General features: G+C 70.4%; 14 protein-coding genes. 5 read left to right on the top strand and 9 right to left on the bottom strand.

The window, feature by feature from the left end; translation table 11 throughout:
- Nucleotides 1–4 precede the first annotated feature (4 nt).
- Nucleotides 5–883, top strand: coding sequence for an alpha/beta fold hydrolase (locus ACQ3HE_RS07370; protein ID WP_430891966.1), 879 nt, complete (start codon nt 5–7; stop codon nt 881–883).
- A gap of 3 nt (nt 884–886) precedes the next feature.
- Complete coding sequence (locus ACQ3HE_RS07375) at nt 887–1,384, top strand: 2'-5' RNA ligase family protein (RefSeq protein ID WP_430891967.1); 498 nt, start codon at nt 887–889, stop codon at nt 1,382–1,384.
- 30 nt (nt 1,385–1,414) lie between these two features.
- Here ACQ3HE_RS07375 and ACQ3HE_RS07380 read toward each other — a convergent pair whose 3' ends face one another.
- Together ACQ3HE_RS07380 and ACQ3HE_RS07385 are read right to left on the bottom strand one after the other, a co-directional pair.
- On the bottom strand, nt 1,415–2,995 hold the full coding sequence (locus tag ACQ3HE_RS07380; protein WP_430891969.1) for a DHA2 family efflux MFS transporter permease subunit: 1,581 nt from the start codon (nt 2,993–2,995) through the stop codon (nt 1,415–1,417).
- 90 nt (nt 2,996–3,085) lie between these two features.
- The gene (locus tag ACQ3HE_RS07385; protein WP_430891971.1) at nt 3,086–3,727 is read right to left on the bottom strand and encodes a PadR family transcriptional regulator; all 642 of its coding nucleotides are present in this window, start codon (nt 3,725–3,727) and stop codon (nt 3,086–3,088) included.
- Between the two features lie 256 nt (nt 3,728–3,983).
- On the opposite strand from ACQ3HE_RS07385, the gene ACQ3HE_RS07390 reads away from it, so the two are divergent.
- Both ACQ3HE_RS07390 and ACQ3HE_RS07395 read left to right on the top strand, forming a co-directional pair.
- Nucleotides 3,984–5,330, top strand: a complete 1,347-nt coding sequence (locus ACQ3HE_RS07390) for a hypothetical protein (RefSeq protein WP_430891973.1) — start codon at nt 3,984–3,986, stop codon at nt 5,328–5,330.
- The gene (locus ACQ3HE_RS07395; protein WP_430891975.1) at nt 5,320–6,258 is read left to right on the top strand and encodes a phosphoribosylaminoimidazolesuccinocarboxamide synthase; all 939 of its coding nucleotides are present in this window, start codon (nt 5,320–5,322) and stop codon (nt 6,256–6,258) included. The genes ACQ3HE_RS07390 and ACQ3HE_RS07395 overlap by 11 nt, the downstream gene beginning before the upstream one ends.
- A 33-nt stretch (nt 6,259–6,291) precedes the next feature.
- On the opposite strand, the gene ACQ3HE_RS07400 is transcribed toward ACQ3HE_RS07395, so the two are convergent.
- The 7 genes from ACQ3HE_RS07400 to ACQ3HE_RS07430 all read right to left on the bottom strand — a co-directional run bounded on the left by ACQ3HE_RS07400 (nt 6,292) and on the right by ACQ3HE_RS07430 (nt 14,221).
- The gene (locus ACQ3HE_RS07400) at nt 6,292–6,996 is read right to left on the bottom strand and encodes a hypothetical protein (protein ID WP_430891977.1); all 705 of its coding nucleotides are present in this window, start codon (nt 6,994–6,996) and stop codon (nt 6,292–6,294) included.
- Between the two features lie 210 nt (nt 6,997–7,206).
- Nucleotides 7,207–8,334, bottom strand: coding sequence for a zinc-binding dehydrogenase (locus ACQ3HE_RS07405; protein WP_430891979.1), 1,128 nt, complete (start codon nt 8,332–8,334; stop codon nt 7,207–7,209).
- Between the two features lie 19 nt (nt 8,335–8,353).
- Nucleotides 8,354–9,154, bottom strand: a complete 801-nt coding sequence (locus tag ACQ3HE_RS07410; protein WP_430891981.1) for an HAD family hydrolase — start codon at nt 9,152–9,154, stop codon at nt 8,354–8,356.
- Nucleotides 9,151–10,413, bottom strand: coding sequence for a TIGR03364 family FAD-dependent oxidoreductase (locus ACQ3HE_RS07415; protein WP_430891983.1), 1,263 nt, complete (start codon nt 10,411–10,413; stop codon nt 9,151–9,153). Before ACQ3HE_RS07415 ends, ACQ3HE_RS07410 begins: the two co-directional genes overlap by 4 nt.
- Nucleotides 10,410–12,167 (bottom strand): phosphonate ABC transporter, permease protein PhnE, encoded by a 1,758-nt coding sequence (gene phnE / locus ACQ3HE_RS07420; protein ID WP_430891985.1) that lies wholly within the window; start codon nt 12,165–12,167, stop codon nt 10,410–10,412. The genes ACQ3HE_RS07415 and phnE overlap by 4 nt, the downstream gene beginning before the upstream one ends.
- Nucleotides 12,167–13,162 (bottom strand): phosphonate ABC transporter ATP-binding protein, encoded by a 996-nt coding sequence (phnC, locus tag ACQ3HE_RS07425; RefSeq protein ID WP_411557874.1) that lies wholly within the window; start codon nt 13,160–13,162, stop codon nt 12,167–12,169. Before phnC ends, phnE begins: the two co-directional genes overlap by 1 nt.
- Nucleotides 13,163–13,300: 138 nt before the next feature.
- A complete protein-coding gene (locus tag ACQ3HE_RS07430) occupies nt 13,301–14,221 on the bottom strand; it encodes a phosphate/phosphite/phosphonate ABC transporter substrate-binding protein (RefSeq protein ID WP_124768654.1) in 921 nt (306 codons plus the stop codon).
- 261 nt (nt 14,222–14,482) lie between these two features.
- On the opposite strand from ACQ3HE_RS07430, the gene ACQ3HE_RS07435 reads away from it, so the two are divergent.
- Complete coding sequence (locus ACQ3HE_RS07435; RefSeq protein ID WP_430891986.1) at nt 14,483–15,622, top strand: alpha/beta hydrolase; 1,140 nt, start codon at nt 14,483–14,485, stop codon at nt 15,620–15,622.
- The last annotated feature ends 27 nt before the right edge of the window (nt 15,623–15,649 follow it).

Raw genomic sequence — 15,649 nt, forward strand, 5'->3', positions numbered from 1 at the left:
CCGGATGAGCGCCGCAGCGGGAACCGGGCCGTCGGCCGTCGTCGAGAGTCACGACGGCACCAGGCTGCACGTGGACGTGATCGGCGACGACGCCTTGCCGCCCCTCGTCGTCCTCGCCGGCGGCCCGGCGCGTCACCCGGTCTACCTCGGTGATCTCGGCGGCCTGAGCACCAGACGGCGCCTCATCGTCCTGCACCAGCGCGGGGTCGGACGGTCCGAGAGCGGACCGTCGACCGCTGCGGCCAGCTGGCCGGAACTCGCCGAGGACGTCGAGGCCGTGCGTCGCTGGCTGGACGTCGACCGTCTCGAACTCATCGGGCACTCCGCCGGTACCCGCGTCGCCGTGAGCTACGCCGCGCGCTACCCGCACCGGCTCGACCGCCTGTGCCTCATCACGCCGCCCGCCACGTGGCTCGTCGACACGGACGACGACAGCGCGGAGATCATCGCGCGGCACGCGGCGGAGGACTGGTACCCCGGCTTCCTCGAGGCGCTGCCCGCGCTGCTCGCGGCGCCGGACTCCGCTTCGGGGAACCGGCTGTTCCCGGCGGTGGCGCCCATCGCCTGGGGCGAGTGGGACGACACCGCCCGCGAACACGAGCGGCTGGGCGCCTGGCATCCGGCCGCGCAGGACGCGTTCGTGCACACGCCCACGATCGACGAGGTCGAGGACATCCGCGACGCCCTCCGCACCGTGACGGCTCCCGTCCTCGTGGTCGCGGGCTCCGAGGACGGCCTGACGGGACTCGCGCCCGTCGTCGACCTCGCGAAGCGGTTCCCGCTCGGCCAGGCCATCGTGCTCGACGGGTGCGGACACTACCCCTGGGTGGAGCAGCCGCGATCCTTCGCCGCCGCCGTCCACGGCTTCTTCCCGATCGGCTGACCGGTGCGCAGCGTCGATCTGACCTTCGACGAGGCCCTCGAGGCTGCCGTCCGCGACCGCTGGCACGCGCTCCTCGACCTCGGCATCAGCAGTCTCGCCACGCATCGCGGTGCGAGCAACCGTCCGCACGTCACGCTGTCGGCCGGCGAGGAGCTCGAGCTCACCGGGAGGCCGGTCTTCGCGCCGTTCGCCGTCCGACTCGGGGCTCCGCTGCTGTTCCCGCGTCGCTCGGGCGCCGTCCTCGCGCTCACGGTGATCCCCACGCACGAGCTGCTGGAGCTGCACGGACGTGTGGCCGGAGACGTCACCGGTGCGTTCGAGCACACCCGGCCCGGCGCCTGGACACCCCACGTCACGCTCTCCCGACGCGTCGTCGGCGAGCAGACCGCGGCGGCACTCGACGGGCTCCGGTCGCTCGGCGACCTCCCGTCCGGGCTCGTCACCGGGCTCCGGTTCTGGAACGGCGACACCAGGACGGTCACGGACCTCCTCGGCCCGTGACCGTCCGGTGTCGCCGTGTCGGCGGAGCCGCTACTCGGCTTCGGACCGGGCGGTCGCGGCAGCCGCGGCGACCGCGGCGGCCTGTCCGTGCTGGGTCTCCGGGCTCGACCAGGCGGCCGCCTTCGGCTTCTGGAAGAACAGGACCACGACCGCGCCCACGAGCGCGAGGCCTGCCGGGAGGAGCAACGACTGGGCCATGGCGGTGGTGAACCCGGCGTGCAGGAACTCCGGCAGCTCACCACCCGTCACCTCGCTCACGCCACCGGCCGCCCCACCGGGCGCAGCGGGCAGCTCGGCCGCGAGGCGTCCCTGGATGAGCGCGGCGATGGCCGCACTGCCGAGGACGGCACCGATCTGACGCGTCGTGTTGAACACACCTGAGCCGGCGCCGGCCTGGTGCTGTGGGAGCCCCCGGGTGGTGAGGTTGGAGACCGGGCCCCACATGAAGCCGTTGGCGAGGCCGAGGACGGCACTCGGGAGGAGCAGCATGAGGATCGGCTGCTCGGGCGTGAGGAGGATCGAGTACCAGCCGAGCGCGAGGGCCAGCAGGAGGAGCCCGGCGAGGGCGAACCACTTCGGGTTCACGCGGTCGATCGCCCGCCCGACCACGGGCGCGAGCCCGGCGGAGAGTACGGCCATCGGGACGAGCATGAGCGCGGACTGCGTCGGGGTCAGGCCGCGGACGGTCTGGTAGAAGAAGACGAGCGGCAGCGACATGCTCGTGATCGTGAACCCGATCGTCGAGATCGCGAGGTTGCCGACCGAGAAGTTGCGGTCGCGGAACAACGCCAGCGGGAGCAGCGGCTCGCCCTTCATGACGGCCTGCCACAGGACGAACAGGCCGAGGACGACGACACCGGCGATGATGAGGCTCCACACGGTGATCGGACCGGTGATCGTGCCCCAGTCGTAGCTCTGGCCCTCCTGGATGCCGAACACGAGGAGGAACATCCCGAGCCCGCTCAGGACGACCCCGAGCACGTCGAACTTGTGCGGGTGCGTGGCGAGCGCGGGGACGTTCCGCCAGACCATGATGAAGCCGATGACACCGACGGGCACGTTGATGAAGAAGATCCACTCCCACCCGAGGCCGTCGACGAGCACGCCGCCCAGGATCGGGCCGACGAGCGTCGCGACACCAGCGGTCGCTCCCCAGAGGCCCATGGCCGCACCGCGGCGGTCCGGCGGGAAGATGCGCGTGATGACGGCCATCGTCTGCGGGGTCATGAGCGCGGCGCCGAGACCCTGCACGACGCGGGCGACGATGAGCATCTCGATGGAGCCCGACAGGCCGCACCACAGTGAGGCGAGCGTGAAGACGACGAGGCCGATGAGGTAGAGGTTCTTCGGGCCGAAGCGGTCGCCGAGGCGGCCGGTGATGAGGAGCGGCACGGCGTAGGCGAGCAGGTAGGCGCTCGTCACCCAGATGACGTTGTTGATGCCGGTGTCGAGGCCGCGCATGATCGCGGGGTTCGCCACGGACACGATGGTCGTGTCGATGAGGATCATGAAGAATCCGATGACGAGCGACCAGAGCGCAGGCCAGGGGCGCACGGCCCCTGGCGTCGGACCGGAGACGCCCTGGCGAGGCGTGGTGGGGGTGGTGGACATGATGTCCCTTTCTGCACGGAGGACGGGTTCGCGTTCGGGACGCGAGGATGAGCGGGACCGCCGGCCGGACTGGTCGGTCGTCCCGGAGGTTCAGGTGGAGGGTGTCGGCTGAGCGGACACGGGCGGGGTCGCCGCCTGCTCGTGGAGTGGCGCACGGGTCCCCGGCACGTGCCAGGCGAGTGCACCGTCGGCGATCTCGGCGAGGAGCGATTCGAGGTGGGCGATCTCGGCGCGCAGCATGGCGGCCGAGTAGGGGACGTTGATCCAGTACACGCGCGGGATCCCGCGCTCGAGCGCACACGTCATGCGGCGATCGAGGTCGGCGAGCTCGGCCTGCTGCCGGAGGATACGGGTCTCGAGCAGCATCCGCACCTCCTCGGCGCCCAGTTCGTGCGCCTCGGACAGCGCGAGCCCGAGCTCCGGGTACTCGTTCGTGGGGGTGCTGAGCAGCTCGCGCAGCCGCTCCCCCAGCAGGTGCCGGCCGAGGTCGGTGATCTCGAAGGTGGTGCGCTCGGGCCGGGCTCCCTCGCGGTCGGTCCCGGAGGCGAGCACGAGGCCGTCGGCCTCGAGTCCGTAGACGGCGCGGTAGAGCGAGCCGGGGCTCACCTTGACGACGCGATCCTCCTGGCGGTGGAGCGCGAGTTGGTACATCTCGTAGGGGTGCATGGGGCGCTCGGCCAGGTAGCCGAGCGCGGCGACGGCGAGCAGTCCGAGCGGCTTGGTCTTGCCCATGACCCTCCCATCACTCCATGCGAACTATTCCACGTGGAATATACGCGTACCGCGAGTCCGCCGCAAGTCGTCGCGTAGGCCACGATTCGAGTTATCCACAGATTCTCACGAGCCTCGTTCCGGCAACGGGAGCTTTCGTAGGGTCGAAAAGCCGCGGCAGGTCGTTGCGGCCACGAAACAGATCCGGTTCCTGCAGAGCGAACGTGGAATGACACTCGACCAGGTCAACGCTCTCGTTCACGAAAAGGCGTAGCAAATGCAGGCAGGCACCTCGCCTGAGCGGTTCCGCAGGGACTTCGCGTTCCGCGGCCTCGTGCTGGGAGCCGGTTCGTTCATTCCGGGCGTCGGTGGACTCGTCGTCCTGAGCGCTCTGCAGCGATTCGGCGAAGAGGTGACTGCCAGCTATGGCTTCGCGCTGTCGGTCTACGGGCTGGTGGCGGTGCTGTGCTCAGGGCATGGCATCGCCGCCGTCGCCCGACTGAGCCGTTCGATTGCCGCAGGCGAGTCGACCTCGCGGCAACGACTTGTCTTCGCCGAGCTGGTCGCAACCGCACTCGCCGCGACCGCGACCCTCATCATCCTCGCAGCGCTCGTCGGAACAGTGGTGCTGGTCTCAGGTGATGTCGACAAGCCGACGTTCGTCGCGGCCTACAGTTCACTGCTCATCGGGTCGTTCCTGTTCCCCGTCGGGCAGGCGATCGCCGGGTGGCAGCAGGTACGCGGCGAGGACGTTCGAATGGTGCAGTACACGGTCGAGTCGACCGTCATCAGCGTCGGTATCTCCCTCCTCATCGCGTCGGTGTGTCCTGACCCTCTCGTCGTCGTCGCTTCCTGCGGCATCGTGAACGGGTTGGGGAGCCTGGTCGCGGTCGTGCGCAGCTGTCGACGATTGCGACCAGTCGCTCGTGGGACCCTCAAGCTCGGCTGGTCCTGGCTCCGAGCACGTCCTCGTGACGCGTTCGCCGGCGTACCACGCGTCGGAGCAGCGTCCTGGGACGGCATCATCCTCGCCTCGACGTTCGCGCTCACCATCCAGATCGCGATCAGTGTCGATGCCGCGACGGGAGCCACCACGGCGATCCTGGTCGCCACCCTCCGGACGCTCATCATCCCGATCAAGACAGTCGGGATCCTCGCTGGCAGGCTCACACGCCTCCGAGCCGTCAACCCTCAGAACGAACCGAGGCTGCTGCGCTCGCTCACGTTCATCATGTGCTTGGCGACCACGCCGATCGGAATACTGATGATCGCCATGCCAGAGCAGGTCGCAGAGGTGCTCGGCATCCCGTCATCGGCGGGGGCTGACCTCGCGATCGCGCTGGCGGGGACGCAGATCCTGCTCGAGCCTGCGATCGGCTTCGCATCGGCTGCGCTGAAGGTCCTCATACGACCATCGACGATGCTCGTACCGCTTGCGGTGACGCTCTGGGGCGTCACACTCCCGCTGATGCTCGGCCTGCACTGGCTCGGTGTCCTGAGCATCGTGTCGCTGTGGGCGGTGCTGCTCTCAGCGAGGGTGACGTTCGGACTGCTCGTCATCCTTCGAGCACGACGATGGGGCATCGCTGCAACCAACAACGCCGCCGTACTGCATGCACGATAATGAACGAGTGAGCGCACCCTCGGAGACCAACGCCTGGAACCACGTCTACTCGGGCAAGGTCCGCGACCTGTACGAGCCGGCCGGCGGGCCGGACGACCTGCTGCTCGTCGTCGCGAGCGATCGGGTGAGCGCCTTCGACCACGTGCTCGAGCCGGGCATCCCCGGCAAGGGCGATCTGCTCACCAGTCTGAGCCTCTGGTGGTTCGACCAGCTCCGCGAGGTGCCGAACCATCTCGTCCCCGATCACGAGCTCGACGCCGCGGGTGTCGCGGTGTCCAGCATCCCGGCCGAGTTCGCCGGTCGGGCGATGCTCGTCCGGAAGCTCGACATGTTCCCCGTCGAGTGCGTCGTCCGCGGCTACCTCACCGGCTCCGGCTGGAAGGAGTACGTCGCGAACCGCACCGTCTGCGGCATCCCGCTGCCTGACGGCCTCCGCGACGGCGATCGCCTGCCCGAGCCGTTGTTCACCCCCGCGTACAAGGCGCCGCTCGGCGAGCACGACGAGAACATCTCGTTCTCCCGCATGGTCGAGCTCATCGGCGAGGACGACGCGGTCGCACTGAAGGACCTGTCGCTCGGCATCTACGAGACGGCATCACTGACGGCGGAACGCCACGGCGTCATCCTCGCCGACACGAAGTTCGAGTTCGGCCGCAACCCGGGGACCGGCGTCATCACGCTCGGCGACGAAGTGCTCACCTCCGACTCCAGCCGGTACTGGGACCGCGACGTCTACCTGACGAGCGACGACCCCACCGCACGCATGGCCAGCTTCGACAAGCAGATCGTCCGCAACTGGCTGGCCCACAACTGGGACCAGGACGACCCGTCGACACCCACGCCTCCGACCCTGCCTGCCGAGATCGTCACGCAGACGGCCGACCGCTACCGCGAACTCCTGGAGCGCCTCACCGGCAGCGGGCGCTGACCACGGGAACCATCCGCATCGCGGAGGTGCCGGTCAGCTCGTCTTCCGACGGGCGCGGAGCCGAGCGTTGTCGGCCAGGATGGCCTGCGCATCGGGCAGCGGCCCCTCTGGCACGATGACGCCCATGAGCGTGGCCGTCTTCTCGAGTGCGTCGCGTGCATCGTCAGCCGCGAGCCGCGCCTCGACGAGATCGCAGGAATCGTCACTGCCCACCTCGCTGCGGGTACCGCTGCGCTCCACGAGCTCGCGCTGCAGGCGCTCCGCGGTGGCGTACATGCGCGTCAGCGTCCAGAGTGAGGTCCACGGGAGGTCGTCGCTCAGCCCGATGAGGTGATCGTTGAGCGGGTCGATCCACCGCGACGGCTGGTGCCCGCCATCCAGGCGACGACGACGGTTGCGTCGTTCGGCCGACACGAGCAGGAAGACGGCGACGAGGATGGCACCGAGCAAGGCACCGACGACGTCGAGTCCGGGCACCCACTCCGGGTCGAAGCCGGGGAGCGACACTGACGAGCGGTCGTCGTGGACGAGTGACCACTCGACGATCACGCCCACCGTCGCGCCGACGACGAAGCCGCTGAGCAGGAGGAATGCACCGAGCAGGAGCGTGATCCTCCGCCGCAGCTGGTGGCCGCGCTGCTGATCCTCGGTGAGCTCACCTCGTTCCGCGAACGGATCCACGACCATGAGGCGACCACCGACACGGACCACACCAGGGTGGCGAGTCGTGACCGTCATGGCCCGAGGATACCCCACAAGGTGGGTCATGCGGCGGGATTCACGAGCCGAGATCGGCGGAAATCCGCGGCGGATCGACGCCGATGGCCCCCGGAATGGGGGCGCTCGAAGGGGTCACGCCGTCCTGGGTGCCGTCGCCGAGCCGTCTGCCGAACCCCGCCGGGCTCGTCGGACGATCCGCGCCTGGACGAAGCACACCCCGTCGTCCGTTCAGGGTCGGACCCCGACGCGCGGGAACGCGCCCGATGCAGCCGCGACGAGCGCGTCGTCGACGTCCTGCAGGGGGAACTCCGGACCGACGAGTTCGGCGAACGGATACCGACGCCACGCACCGGTCAGGAAGTCGACCGCGCGTGCCAGATCCCGCGGTCGGTAGTTGTGTGCGCCGCGCACCGTGAGGAGGCGTCGGACGATCCGTTCGGCGTCGATGCCGAGCGGCGCACCGGGCGACACGCTGCCGACGAGGACCGCCGTCCCGCCGATCGACAGCGACGCGATGGCGGCATCGACGGCACGGGCGTCGCCGGACATCTCGATGGCCACCGGGAAGCCCTCAACGCCCGCCGCCAGGTGCGCGGCGTCGAGGTGCTCGGCGGCGCCGATCGTGGGGTCGACGGTCGCGATGGCGCCGAAGCGACCGGCGAGCAGCCGGCGGGCGGGGTCCGGATCGCTCACGACGACGCGCGCCCCGGCATCGGTCGCGATGGCTGCGACCGTCAGCCCGAGCATCCCGGCGCCGGTCACGAGGACCGCCGTGCCGGGCAGGTCGTGCCCGGCCGCATCCAGTGCGGCGATCGCGGTGGCCGTCGCGCAGGACGCCGGCGCGAAGACGGCGGCGGGCGGCGTCTCCCCCACGATCACGATGGCCGTGCCCTCGAGGAGTTCGACGTGGGTGGCGAATCCGCCGCTCAGCTCCCAGCCGCGGTGGACCCGGTCGTGCCCGTACTTCGCGAGCCGGCGGCACTTCTGTTCCAGGCCGGCGGAGCAGCGGTCGCAGACGCCGCAGCTCACGACGACCGACCACACGACCCGCATCCCCGCGACGAGGACCGTGCCGTCCACCGCGGTGACGGGTCCCCCGACCGCCACGACGCGTCCCACCTGTTCGTGCCCGAGGACGAGCGGCGTGGCGGCGTCGCGGTGCCCGAGGACGGTGTGCACGTCGGAGCCGCACACGGTCGCCAGTTCCACCTCGACGAGGACGTCGCCCGGCCCGAGCGTCACCCCGGGCACCGCCATCGCCTGGTGCGGGTGCCCCGGCCCCTGCCAGACCATCGCGATCGGCGACGGTCTGATGAAGACGTCGTTGCCCTCGTGCGCGGTGAGCGTCGTGTGCATGGTTCCCCCGGTCGATCGTTCAGTCGAGACCGAGCAGCGCGGGCAACTCGGCGATGCTCGTGATGATCTCGTCGGCGCCCGCCTCGAGCAGCGTCTCCTCGTCGTGTGCTCCGGTGAGCACCCCGACGACGAGCCCGGCGCCGGCGTTCACCCCGGACAGCATGTCGCTGGCCGTGTCGCCGACGACGACCATGGTGTCGACAGCGCTCGCACCGAACCGGAGGAGCGCGGTCAGCGGCAGGTCCGGCGCTGGACGCCCTCGACCGGCGTCGGCGGGCGACAGGGCGTCGTCGGCGAGTTCGGACCACCCGAGGCTCGCGAGGAGCGCGTCGCGCGTGGCGGGGGCGAACCCGGTGGTGAACACGACGCCCACGCCGAGCTCGCGGAGCCGCCGAACCGTGTCCTCGGCTCCGGCGATCGCCTCGACGCGCCCCTCGCCGACGAGGCGCTCGTAGGCCTCTTCGAAGGCGGCGTTGCCGGAAGCGGCTCGAGCCTCGTCGCCGTCGGTCAGCATGAGGAACACGTCGAGCTTCGACTGGCCCATCGTGTCGCGGACGAGCTCGATGGCCGCGTCGAGCGCGTCCTCGGTGTTGATGCCGATCGTCTCGGCGGCGACGCGGAAGGCGTCCTCGACGACGCCGTCGTCCGAGACCGTCGTCCCGGCGAGGTCGAGGACCACCAGTTCGAGCAGGAGGTCGTCCTCGTGCGCGTCGTCGAACCCGCCCTCCAGCTCGTCGAGGTCGGCGAGGTCGGTCTCCACGTCGTCGTCGAGGTCGGGTGCCGCGGTGCTGTCCTGCTGGGGTCGATCGATGCTGGTCACGAGAGGCCTTTCTGAAGGTGGGCTGATGCGGCACGGATGCTGGTCGGCTGCGCCGGCGAGAAGGTCGGGCCGAGGTGCTCGGCGACGGCCAGCTCGCCGAGCGCGGGTCCGGTGGTCATCCCGATGCCCGTGGTCGCGGCGACCACACGGACGCCCGGGGTCGGTTCGTCGATGAGCAACTCCTCCGGAGCGGTGGCGTAGACGCCCTGCCAGCGTTCGAGGACGTCGAGCCTTGTCCCGAACAGCGTGCTTCCGGCCCGCAGGAGTTCGTCGAAGGCGTGCTCGGACTGGAACGGGGACACCGCCTCGCCGCGGCTGTGGGTGTCGCCGAGGATGATCGAGCCGTCCGGCAGCTGGGTCGCCATGAGGTTGACGTCGAGCGACGCGAGCCCAGGGTGGTCCTGCTGCAGTCGCTCCCGGAGTGCCGGGATGGCGGGCGAGTCGGCGAATCCGGCGTAGCGCAGGAGCGACCACCCGGTCAGGAGCGGCGCGGGCATCGGCCTCGGAAGCTCGGCGCGCACCCGGACCATGTCGAGCGCGCATCGACGGACAGCCGCCCGCTCGGCCAGCTCGGGGAGGAGCGTGTCGATGTCGTGGTTCACCGCGACCACGGTGAGGCCTGCGGCGATGACGCCGCGACTGGTGTCGACGAAGCCGGAGCGCAGTCCGGTCACGGTCGTCCGGCGCCGGAACTCGACACCGCGACGTTCCAGGTACGCCGTGACGGCGCCCAGCGCCTGGCGCGGGTTCACCTGGAGGTCGCGCGGCAGCCAGGCGCCGCCCACCACGTCGTCGGCACTGACCGGCACCTGCTGCAGGAACTCGGCCGCGTCGTACAGGCGGACGTCGGCCGCGGCTCCCGCCTGGGCACGGGACGCCGCGAAGTCCTCGAGGACACGCAACTCGTCGAGGTGCCGGGCGACCACGTGCGTGCCCGAGCGCCGGACCCACAATCCCGCGTCCTGCTCGAGTCGCTGCCAGATCTCGGCCGAACGTGCGGCGAGGCGCGAGGCGAGCCCGGCCTGCGGCGTCGCCGCCAGGTGACCGAAGTTGCGGACCGACGCGCCCTGGGCTTCGGCCGAGCGTTCGACGACCACGACCTCGGCACCGGCGTCCACAGCGGCGAGCGCAGCGGACAGCCCGACGATGCCGGCTCCGACGATCACGACGTCCGCGCGATCGGCCGAAGCACTGAGCGAGCCGACACCGAGGCCGACCCGCGCTGCCGATACCCCGCCGCTCATCCGTCGTCCGTTCACGAGAACACCCTCCGCATCCACATGGCGATGCCCTCGACGACGAGGACGACCGCGAGGATCATCAGCACGATGGCCGTGACCTGGTCGTAGTTCCCGCCCTGGTCCGCCTGGATCAGGTAGTAGCCGATGCCGCCTCCGCCGACGATGCCGAGCATGGTCGCGGCGCGGATGTTCGTGTCGAGCGTGTAGAAGGTGTGCCCGACCAGTGCACGGGCGCCCTGCGGGAGCGTCGCGGCGGCGTAGACCTGTGGGCGCGTCGCGCCGACGGCGGTCAGCGCGCGTTCCGGTCCGGGCGCGACCTCCTCGAAGGAGTCCGCGATGAGCTTGCCGAGGAGGCCGATCCCGCAGATGCCGAGCGCGAGCGTCCCCGCCTGGGCCCCGAGCCCGGTGACCACGATGAGGAGGATCGCGAGGATGAGCTCCGGGATGCCGCGGATGCCGACGAGCGCGAACCGGGCGCCGGTGCGGACACCGCGGTTCGGGGCGACGTTCCGTGCGGCGAGGGACCCGATGACGATCGAGCAGACGAGGGCGATGAGGGTCGCCGCGAAGGCGATCGCGACGGTCTCGAACATCGCCTCGACCATCTGCTCCGTCGTGCGCATGCCGAACGACGGAGGCCAGAGTCGGACGAGGACGTCGGGGGCCTTGGCCCAGAACGTCACGAGGTCGCCCCACTGGATGTCGGACACGACGACGCCCCAGACCACGACCGCCACGGCGAGCCAGGCACCGACGGTGTCGCGGACGCGGGCCGGCGTCCACGGACGCTTCGCTGCAGCGGCGATCCGGGACTCGGCGCTCGGAGAGGCGACCGTGCGGTTGCTCCCACCCGCCGCACGACGTGCCTCCCGGCCCGCGGCCACCCGACGCACGACGCGGTCACCGAGTCCACGTCCGGTCGGCTGCACCCCGAGCATCACGGTCCGCACGGTGCTCGACACGATCTCCATGACGACGCACAGCGCGAAGATGACGATCGCGAGTCCGATGCCGAGCGAGTAGTCGAGGGATTTGAACGCGAGCGACAGTTCACGGCCGAGGCCGAGGACGCCGACGTAGCCGAGGAGGACCGAACCGCGCAGGTTGATGTCGCCGCGGTGGAGGACCGTGGCCACCCAGGACGGGAGGACCTGCGGCAGGACACCCGAGGTGAACTCCTGCAGCTTCGAGCCGCCGGCCGCCCGGATCGCGAGCCGTGGCCCCTCGTCGACCTGCTCGATCGCGTCCGCGAAGAGCTTCGAGATCATGCCGACGGAGTGCAGCCCGATCGCGATGATGCCGGGCAGCGAGCCGAGCGAGAACATGAGCACGAGGATCATCGCGATGACGACATCGGGCACGGCACGGCTGAGCACGCCGACGAACCGACCGACCGCGCGCCAGGCCGGTCCCGGGGTCGTGTTGGCGGCCGCGAGGTACGCGACCGGGATCGAGAGCACCGCAGCGAGGACGGTGCCGGAGATGACGATCCCCAGGGTCAGGGCGGTGAGCGACAGCAGTTCCCCGGGCGGCGGGAACGTGATCGTGCCCACCCGGTTGAAGAAGTTGACCGCGTTGCCCCAGCTCGCCACCATGTTCGGGATCGAGATCCCGACCTCGAGGAGCGAGTAGACCGAGAACGCGAGCAGCGCGATCAGCGTGAGCACGGCGGCGATCGTCTGCGGTCGGAGCCGACCGACGGGAACGGGTCCGGAGAGTCCTGGCGGGCGACCGGCGGGCGGTGCCGTCTTCGCGGGTGCGGTGACGACCATCAGCGGGTCCTGCCCGGTCGACGGAGCTCGTCGGGCTCGCGGCCGTCGACATCGGCGTCGAACTCCCACTCCGGGTCGTCGGGCAGTTCGTCCTCGCCCACGCGCTCCTCGACACCGAGCAGGCCGCGGAGGTCGTCGTCGGGGTCGCCGAGCAGCTCGTCGGTCTCCAACTCCACAGCGATCGCCTGCAGCTCACGGGTGCTCGTCGCGACCCGGCCGTAGATCTCCATCACCTCGGTCTTCGACAGGCCGTCGGTCGTGGTGTCGAGGACCACCTCGCCGTGGCGGAGACCGACGATGCGGTCGCCCCAGGAGAGCGCGAGGTCGACCTGGTGCAGGCTGCACACGACGGTGAGTCCGCGGTCGATCGCGATCTCGCGGATGAGGGCCATCACCTGCTCGCTCGATTCCGGGTCGAGGGAGGCGACGGGCTCGTCGGCGAGGAGGATCTCGGGGTCCTGCATGAGCGCTCTGGCGATGGCGACGCGCTGTTGCTGACCGCCGGAGAGGGTGTCGGCGCGCTGGTAGGCGCGCTCGAGGAGCCCGACGCGGTCGAGGTGGCCGAGCGCCTTCAACTTCAGGGTGCGGCCGTAGCCGAGGATGCCGAGACGCGGTCCGCGGACGCCCGCCAGCGAACCGGTCAGGACGTTCTCGAGGACGGTGAGCGACGGGACCAGCTCGAACTGCTGGAAGACGAACCCGACGCGGGCGCGGAGCCGGCGCAGGGCACGCTGCCCGAGGGCCGGTACCTCGTCGCCGAGGACCGAGACGGACCCGGCGGTGGGCCGCTCGAGGCCGTCCAGGTGACGGAGGAGCGTCGACTTGCCGGAGCCCGACAGACCGAGCAGGACGACGATCTCGCCGCGACGGATGTCGAGGTCGACGCGCTGCAGGGCGACCGTCCGGTCGAAGCGCTTCGTGACCCCGCGGAGACGCACGAGCGGTTCCGCTCCGTCGGGTGCGGTGCGACGCGCCTGCTGCTCGGTGACGCTCATGACTGCTGCCTCTCGTGAGGTTGATGGTGGTGCGGATGTCGCAGCTCGACAGGCTCGGTGACCGGGTACCGGAGCACCGGTCACTGCCCTTCGACAAGCTCAGGAACCGCTTGTCGAAGGGCGGGACCGGCGCTCAGGTCAGGCCTGGCACTGCTTGGCGTTGGTCTTCTTGCAGATGTCGCGGATGGTGTCGTAGTACGCGTCGTCGACCGGCGAGGTGCCGTAGAAGGTCGCGCGGAAGGCGTCGCTGTCGGCGCTCTTCACGCCGGAGTCGATGATCTGGTCGATCGTGACCTCGGACAGGGCCTTCTCGAGCTTCTCCTTCACGTCGGCGGGCAGCGAGTCGGACTCGACGATCGGCGCACCGGGGACCATCGTGCGGTCGATGACCTTCACGCCGTCGTTCTTCTCGACCTCGGAGTCCTCGGCGAAGCCCGCCTCGCACTCGACGCCCTCGGCGGTCTTCGTCACCGAGACGTCGTGCTTGCCGGCGAAGACCGGGGTGATGTCCTTCTCGGGGTCGATGCCGGCCTCGAGCAGGTTGTAGCTCGGGAACAGGTACCCGGACGTCGAGGACGGGTCCACGAAGCAGACCTTCTTGCCCTTGAACTCCTCGATCTTCGTGATCGACGAGTCCTTCGGGACGATCGCCTCGGAGTAGTAGCCCGGCTCCTGCCCCTTGACGGTGATGATCGACGAGATCGGCGTGATCTTGGCCCCGTTGTTGAGCGCGGTCACGTAGGTGAAGCCGGAGAAGGAGGCGACGTCGATCTTCCCGGCGACGGCCGCCTCGATGAGGGCCGCGTAGTCGGTCGACTCGTGGTACTCGACCTTCTTGCCGGTCTCCTGGGCGATGTAGTCCATGAGCGGCTGGTAGTTGGTCTGCGTGTCGACCGAGTCGGGGACGACGCCGAAGACGAGGGTCTGGTCGTCGACCGCGAAGGTCCCGGCCGCGGCGGAACCGGTGTCGCTGGCGGTGGCGCTCGAGCAGGCGGCCAGGCCGATCGAGAGGAGGGCGGCGGCGCCGAGCGCAGCGACGCGGGTGAGGGAGAGCTTCATGTGCTGGGACGTACCTTTCAGAAGGACCGATGCACCCGCCCGCTCCGCGCGTGGCTCCGGTGGATCGGAACCGCGAGTGACCGACGCGGGCACTGCTGTGTGCCGTACGTGTGATCACGCTACGAGCGGCGCCCGAACAGGGCCGGGCTTCCCGGTGAACAGGAGGTGAAGCCCCGCGGAAGGATCGATCAGGCAAGCCACGGCCGTCGTCCGCCGTGCCGCCTAGACTGCTGGAATCCGCCCATCCGAGCAGCAGAGCAGGTGAGTCGTTTGCCCCTCGACCCGATCTTCGTCGAACGAGCGCGGACGCACCGCGCCTACCTCATCTCGACCGCACTCGAGCAGGCGAAGGCCTTCTTCCTGCGACCGAAGACGACCACCGTCGCGCGCCCGAAGCCCGCTCCCGCGGCGGACCCGACGGCGACCTCCCCGAAGGCCGCCGGGCCGAAGGCGAAGCCCTCGAGCCCGACGGCGAAGGCCACCACCGCCGCACCCCGCCGCAAGAAGACGCGCGCACAGCACCGCAAGGCCGCGCGGAACTGGGACAAGAAGGAGCTCGCGACCGTCGGCGTCGCGGGCCCGCAGCTGCGCATCGAGGAGCACACGATCCCGGTCGCCGGCTTCCCCGACGTCCGGATCCGGCTCTACCACCCGCCGACGTCCGACGGCGACCAGGCGGTGCCCGCGGTCCTGTCCTTCTTCGGTGGGGCGTTCCGCATCGGCGGGATCGACTACCCGACGACCGACGCGGGGTTCCGTCGTCGGGCGGCCGACGCCGGCGTGGTCATCGCCGCCGTCGATTACGCGCTCGCTCCCGAGCACCGGTACCCGACCCAGCTGGAGCAGGCCCACGCGGCGCTCGAGTGGCTGTTCGCCGAGGCCGCGACGCTCGGGATCGACTCGGGGCGGATCGCCGTCGCCGGGGTGTCCGCCGGCGGCAGCATCGCGGCGGCGCTCACGCTCGTGAATCGTGAACGCGGCCGGCTGCCCATCCGACTCCAGCTGCTCGAGGTGCCGGTCACGGACCTGACCGGCGGCCACATCGACCTCCGTCCCGTGCGGGAGATGGGCATCCCGAGGATCTTCGCGATCAACGAGCTCCGTTCCGTCGCGAAGACCTACCTCCTGGATCGACGTCAGGCGAAGGAGCCGCACGCGTCGCCCCTCCTCGCGCGGTCGCACGCGGACCTCCCCCGCGCCGTGATCCTCACGGCCGAGTACGACCCGCTCCGCGGCGACGGCGCGGCCTACCTCGCCGCGCTCCGGGCCGACGGCGTCGACGCGAGCGGGACGATGTACCTGGGCGCGACGCACGACACCCCCATCTTCGGCGGCGTGCTCCCTGCGGCCCGCCGCTGGCACGACGACGTCGTGACCGCCCTGCGCTCGCTCCACGACTGAATCGACGCGACATGCCGGCAGCGGCCC

Source organism: Plantibacter auratus, assembly GCF_050587365.1.
Lineage (GTDB): Bacteria > Actinomycetota > Actinomycetes > Actinomycetales > Microbacteriaceae > Plantibacter > Plantibacter auratus.

Coding starts and splice junctions, on each gene's coding strand:
- ACQ3HE_RS07405 (WP_430891979.1), bottom strand. CDS start 8,334: ATGCACACGACGCTCACCGCGCACGAGGGCAACGACGTCTTCATCAGA.
- ACQ3HE_RS07395 (WP_430891975.1), top strand. CDS start 5,320: ATGCACGATAATGAACGAGTGAGCGCACCCTCGGAGACCAACGCCTGG.
- phnC (WP_411557874.1), bottom strand. CDS start 13,162: ATGAGCGTCACCGAGCAGCAGGCGCGTCGCACCGCACCCGACGGAGCG.
- phnE (WP_430891985.1), bottom strand. CDS start 12,167: ATGGTCGTCACCGCACCCGCGAAGACGGCACCGCCCGCCGGTCGCCCG.
- ACQ3HE_RS07385 (WP_430891971.1), bottom strand. CDS start 3,727: ATGGGCAAGACCAAGCCGCTCGGACTGCTCGCCGTCGCCGCGCTCGGC.
- ACQ3HE_RS07370 (WP_430891966.1), top strand. CDS start 5: ATGAGCGCCGCAGCGGGAACCGGGCCGTCGGCCGTCGTCGAGAGTCAC.
- ACQ3HE_RS07390 (WP_430891973.1), top strand. CDS start 3,984: ATGCAGGCAGGCACCTCGCCTGAGCGGTTCCGCAGGGACTTCGCGTTC.
- ACQ3HE_RS07400 (WP_430891977.1), bottom strand. CDS start 6,996: ATGACGGTCACGACTCGCCACCCTGGTGTGGTCCGTGTCGGTGGTCGC.
- ACQ3HE_RS07380 (WP_430891969.1), bottom strand. CDS start 2,995: ATGTCCACCACCCCCACCACGCCTCGCCAGGGCGTCTCCGGTCCGACG.
- ACQ3HE_RS07430 (WP_124768654.1), bottom strand. CDS start 14,221: ATGAAGCTCTCCCTCACCCGCGTCGCTGCGCTCGGCGCCGCCGCCCTC.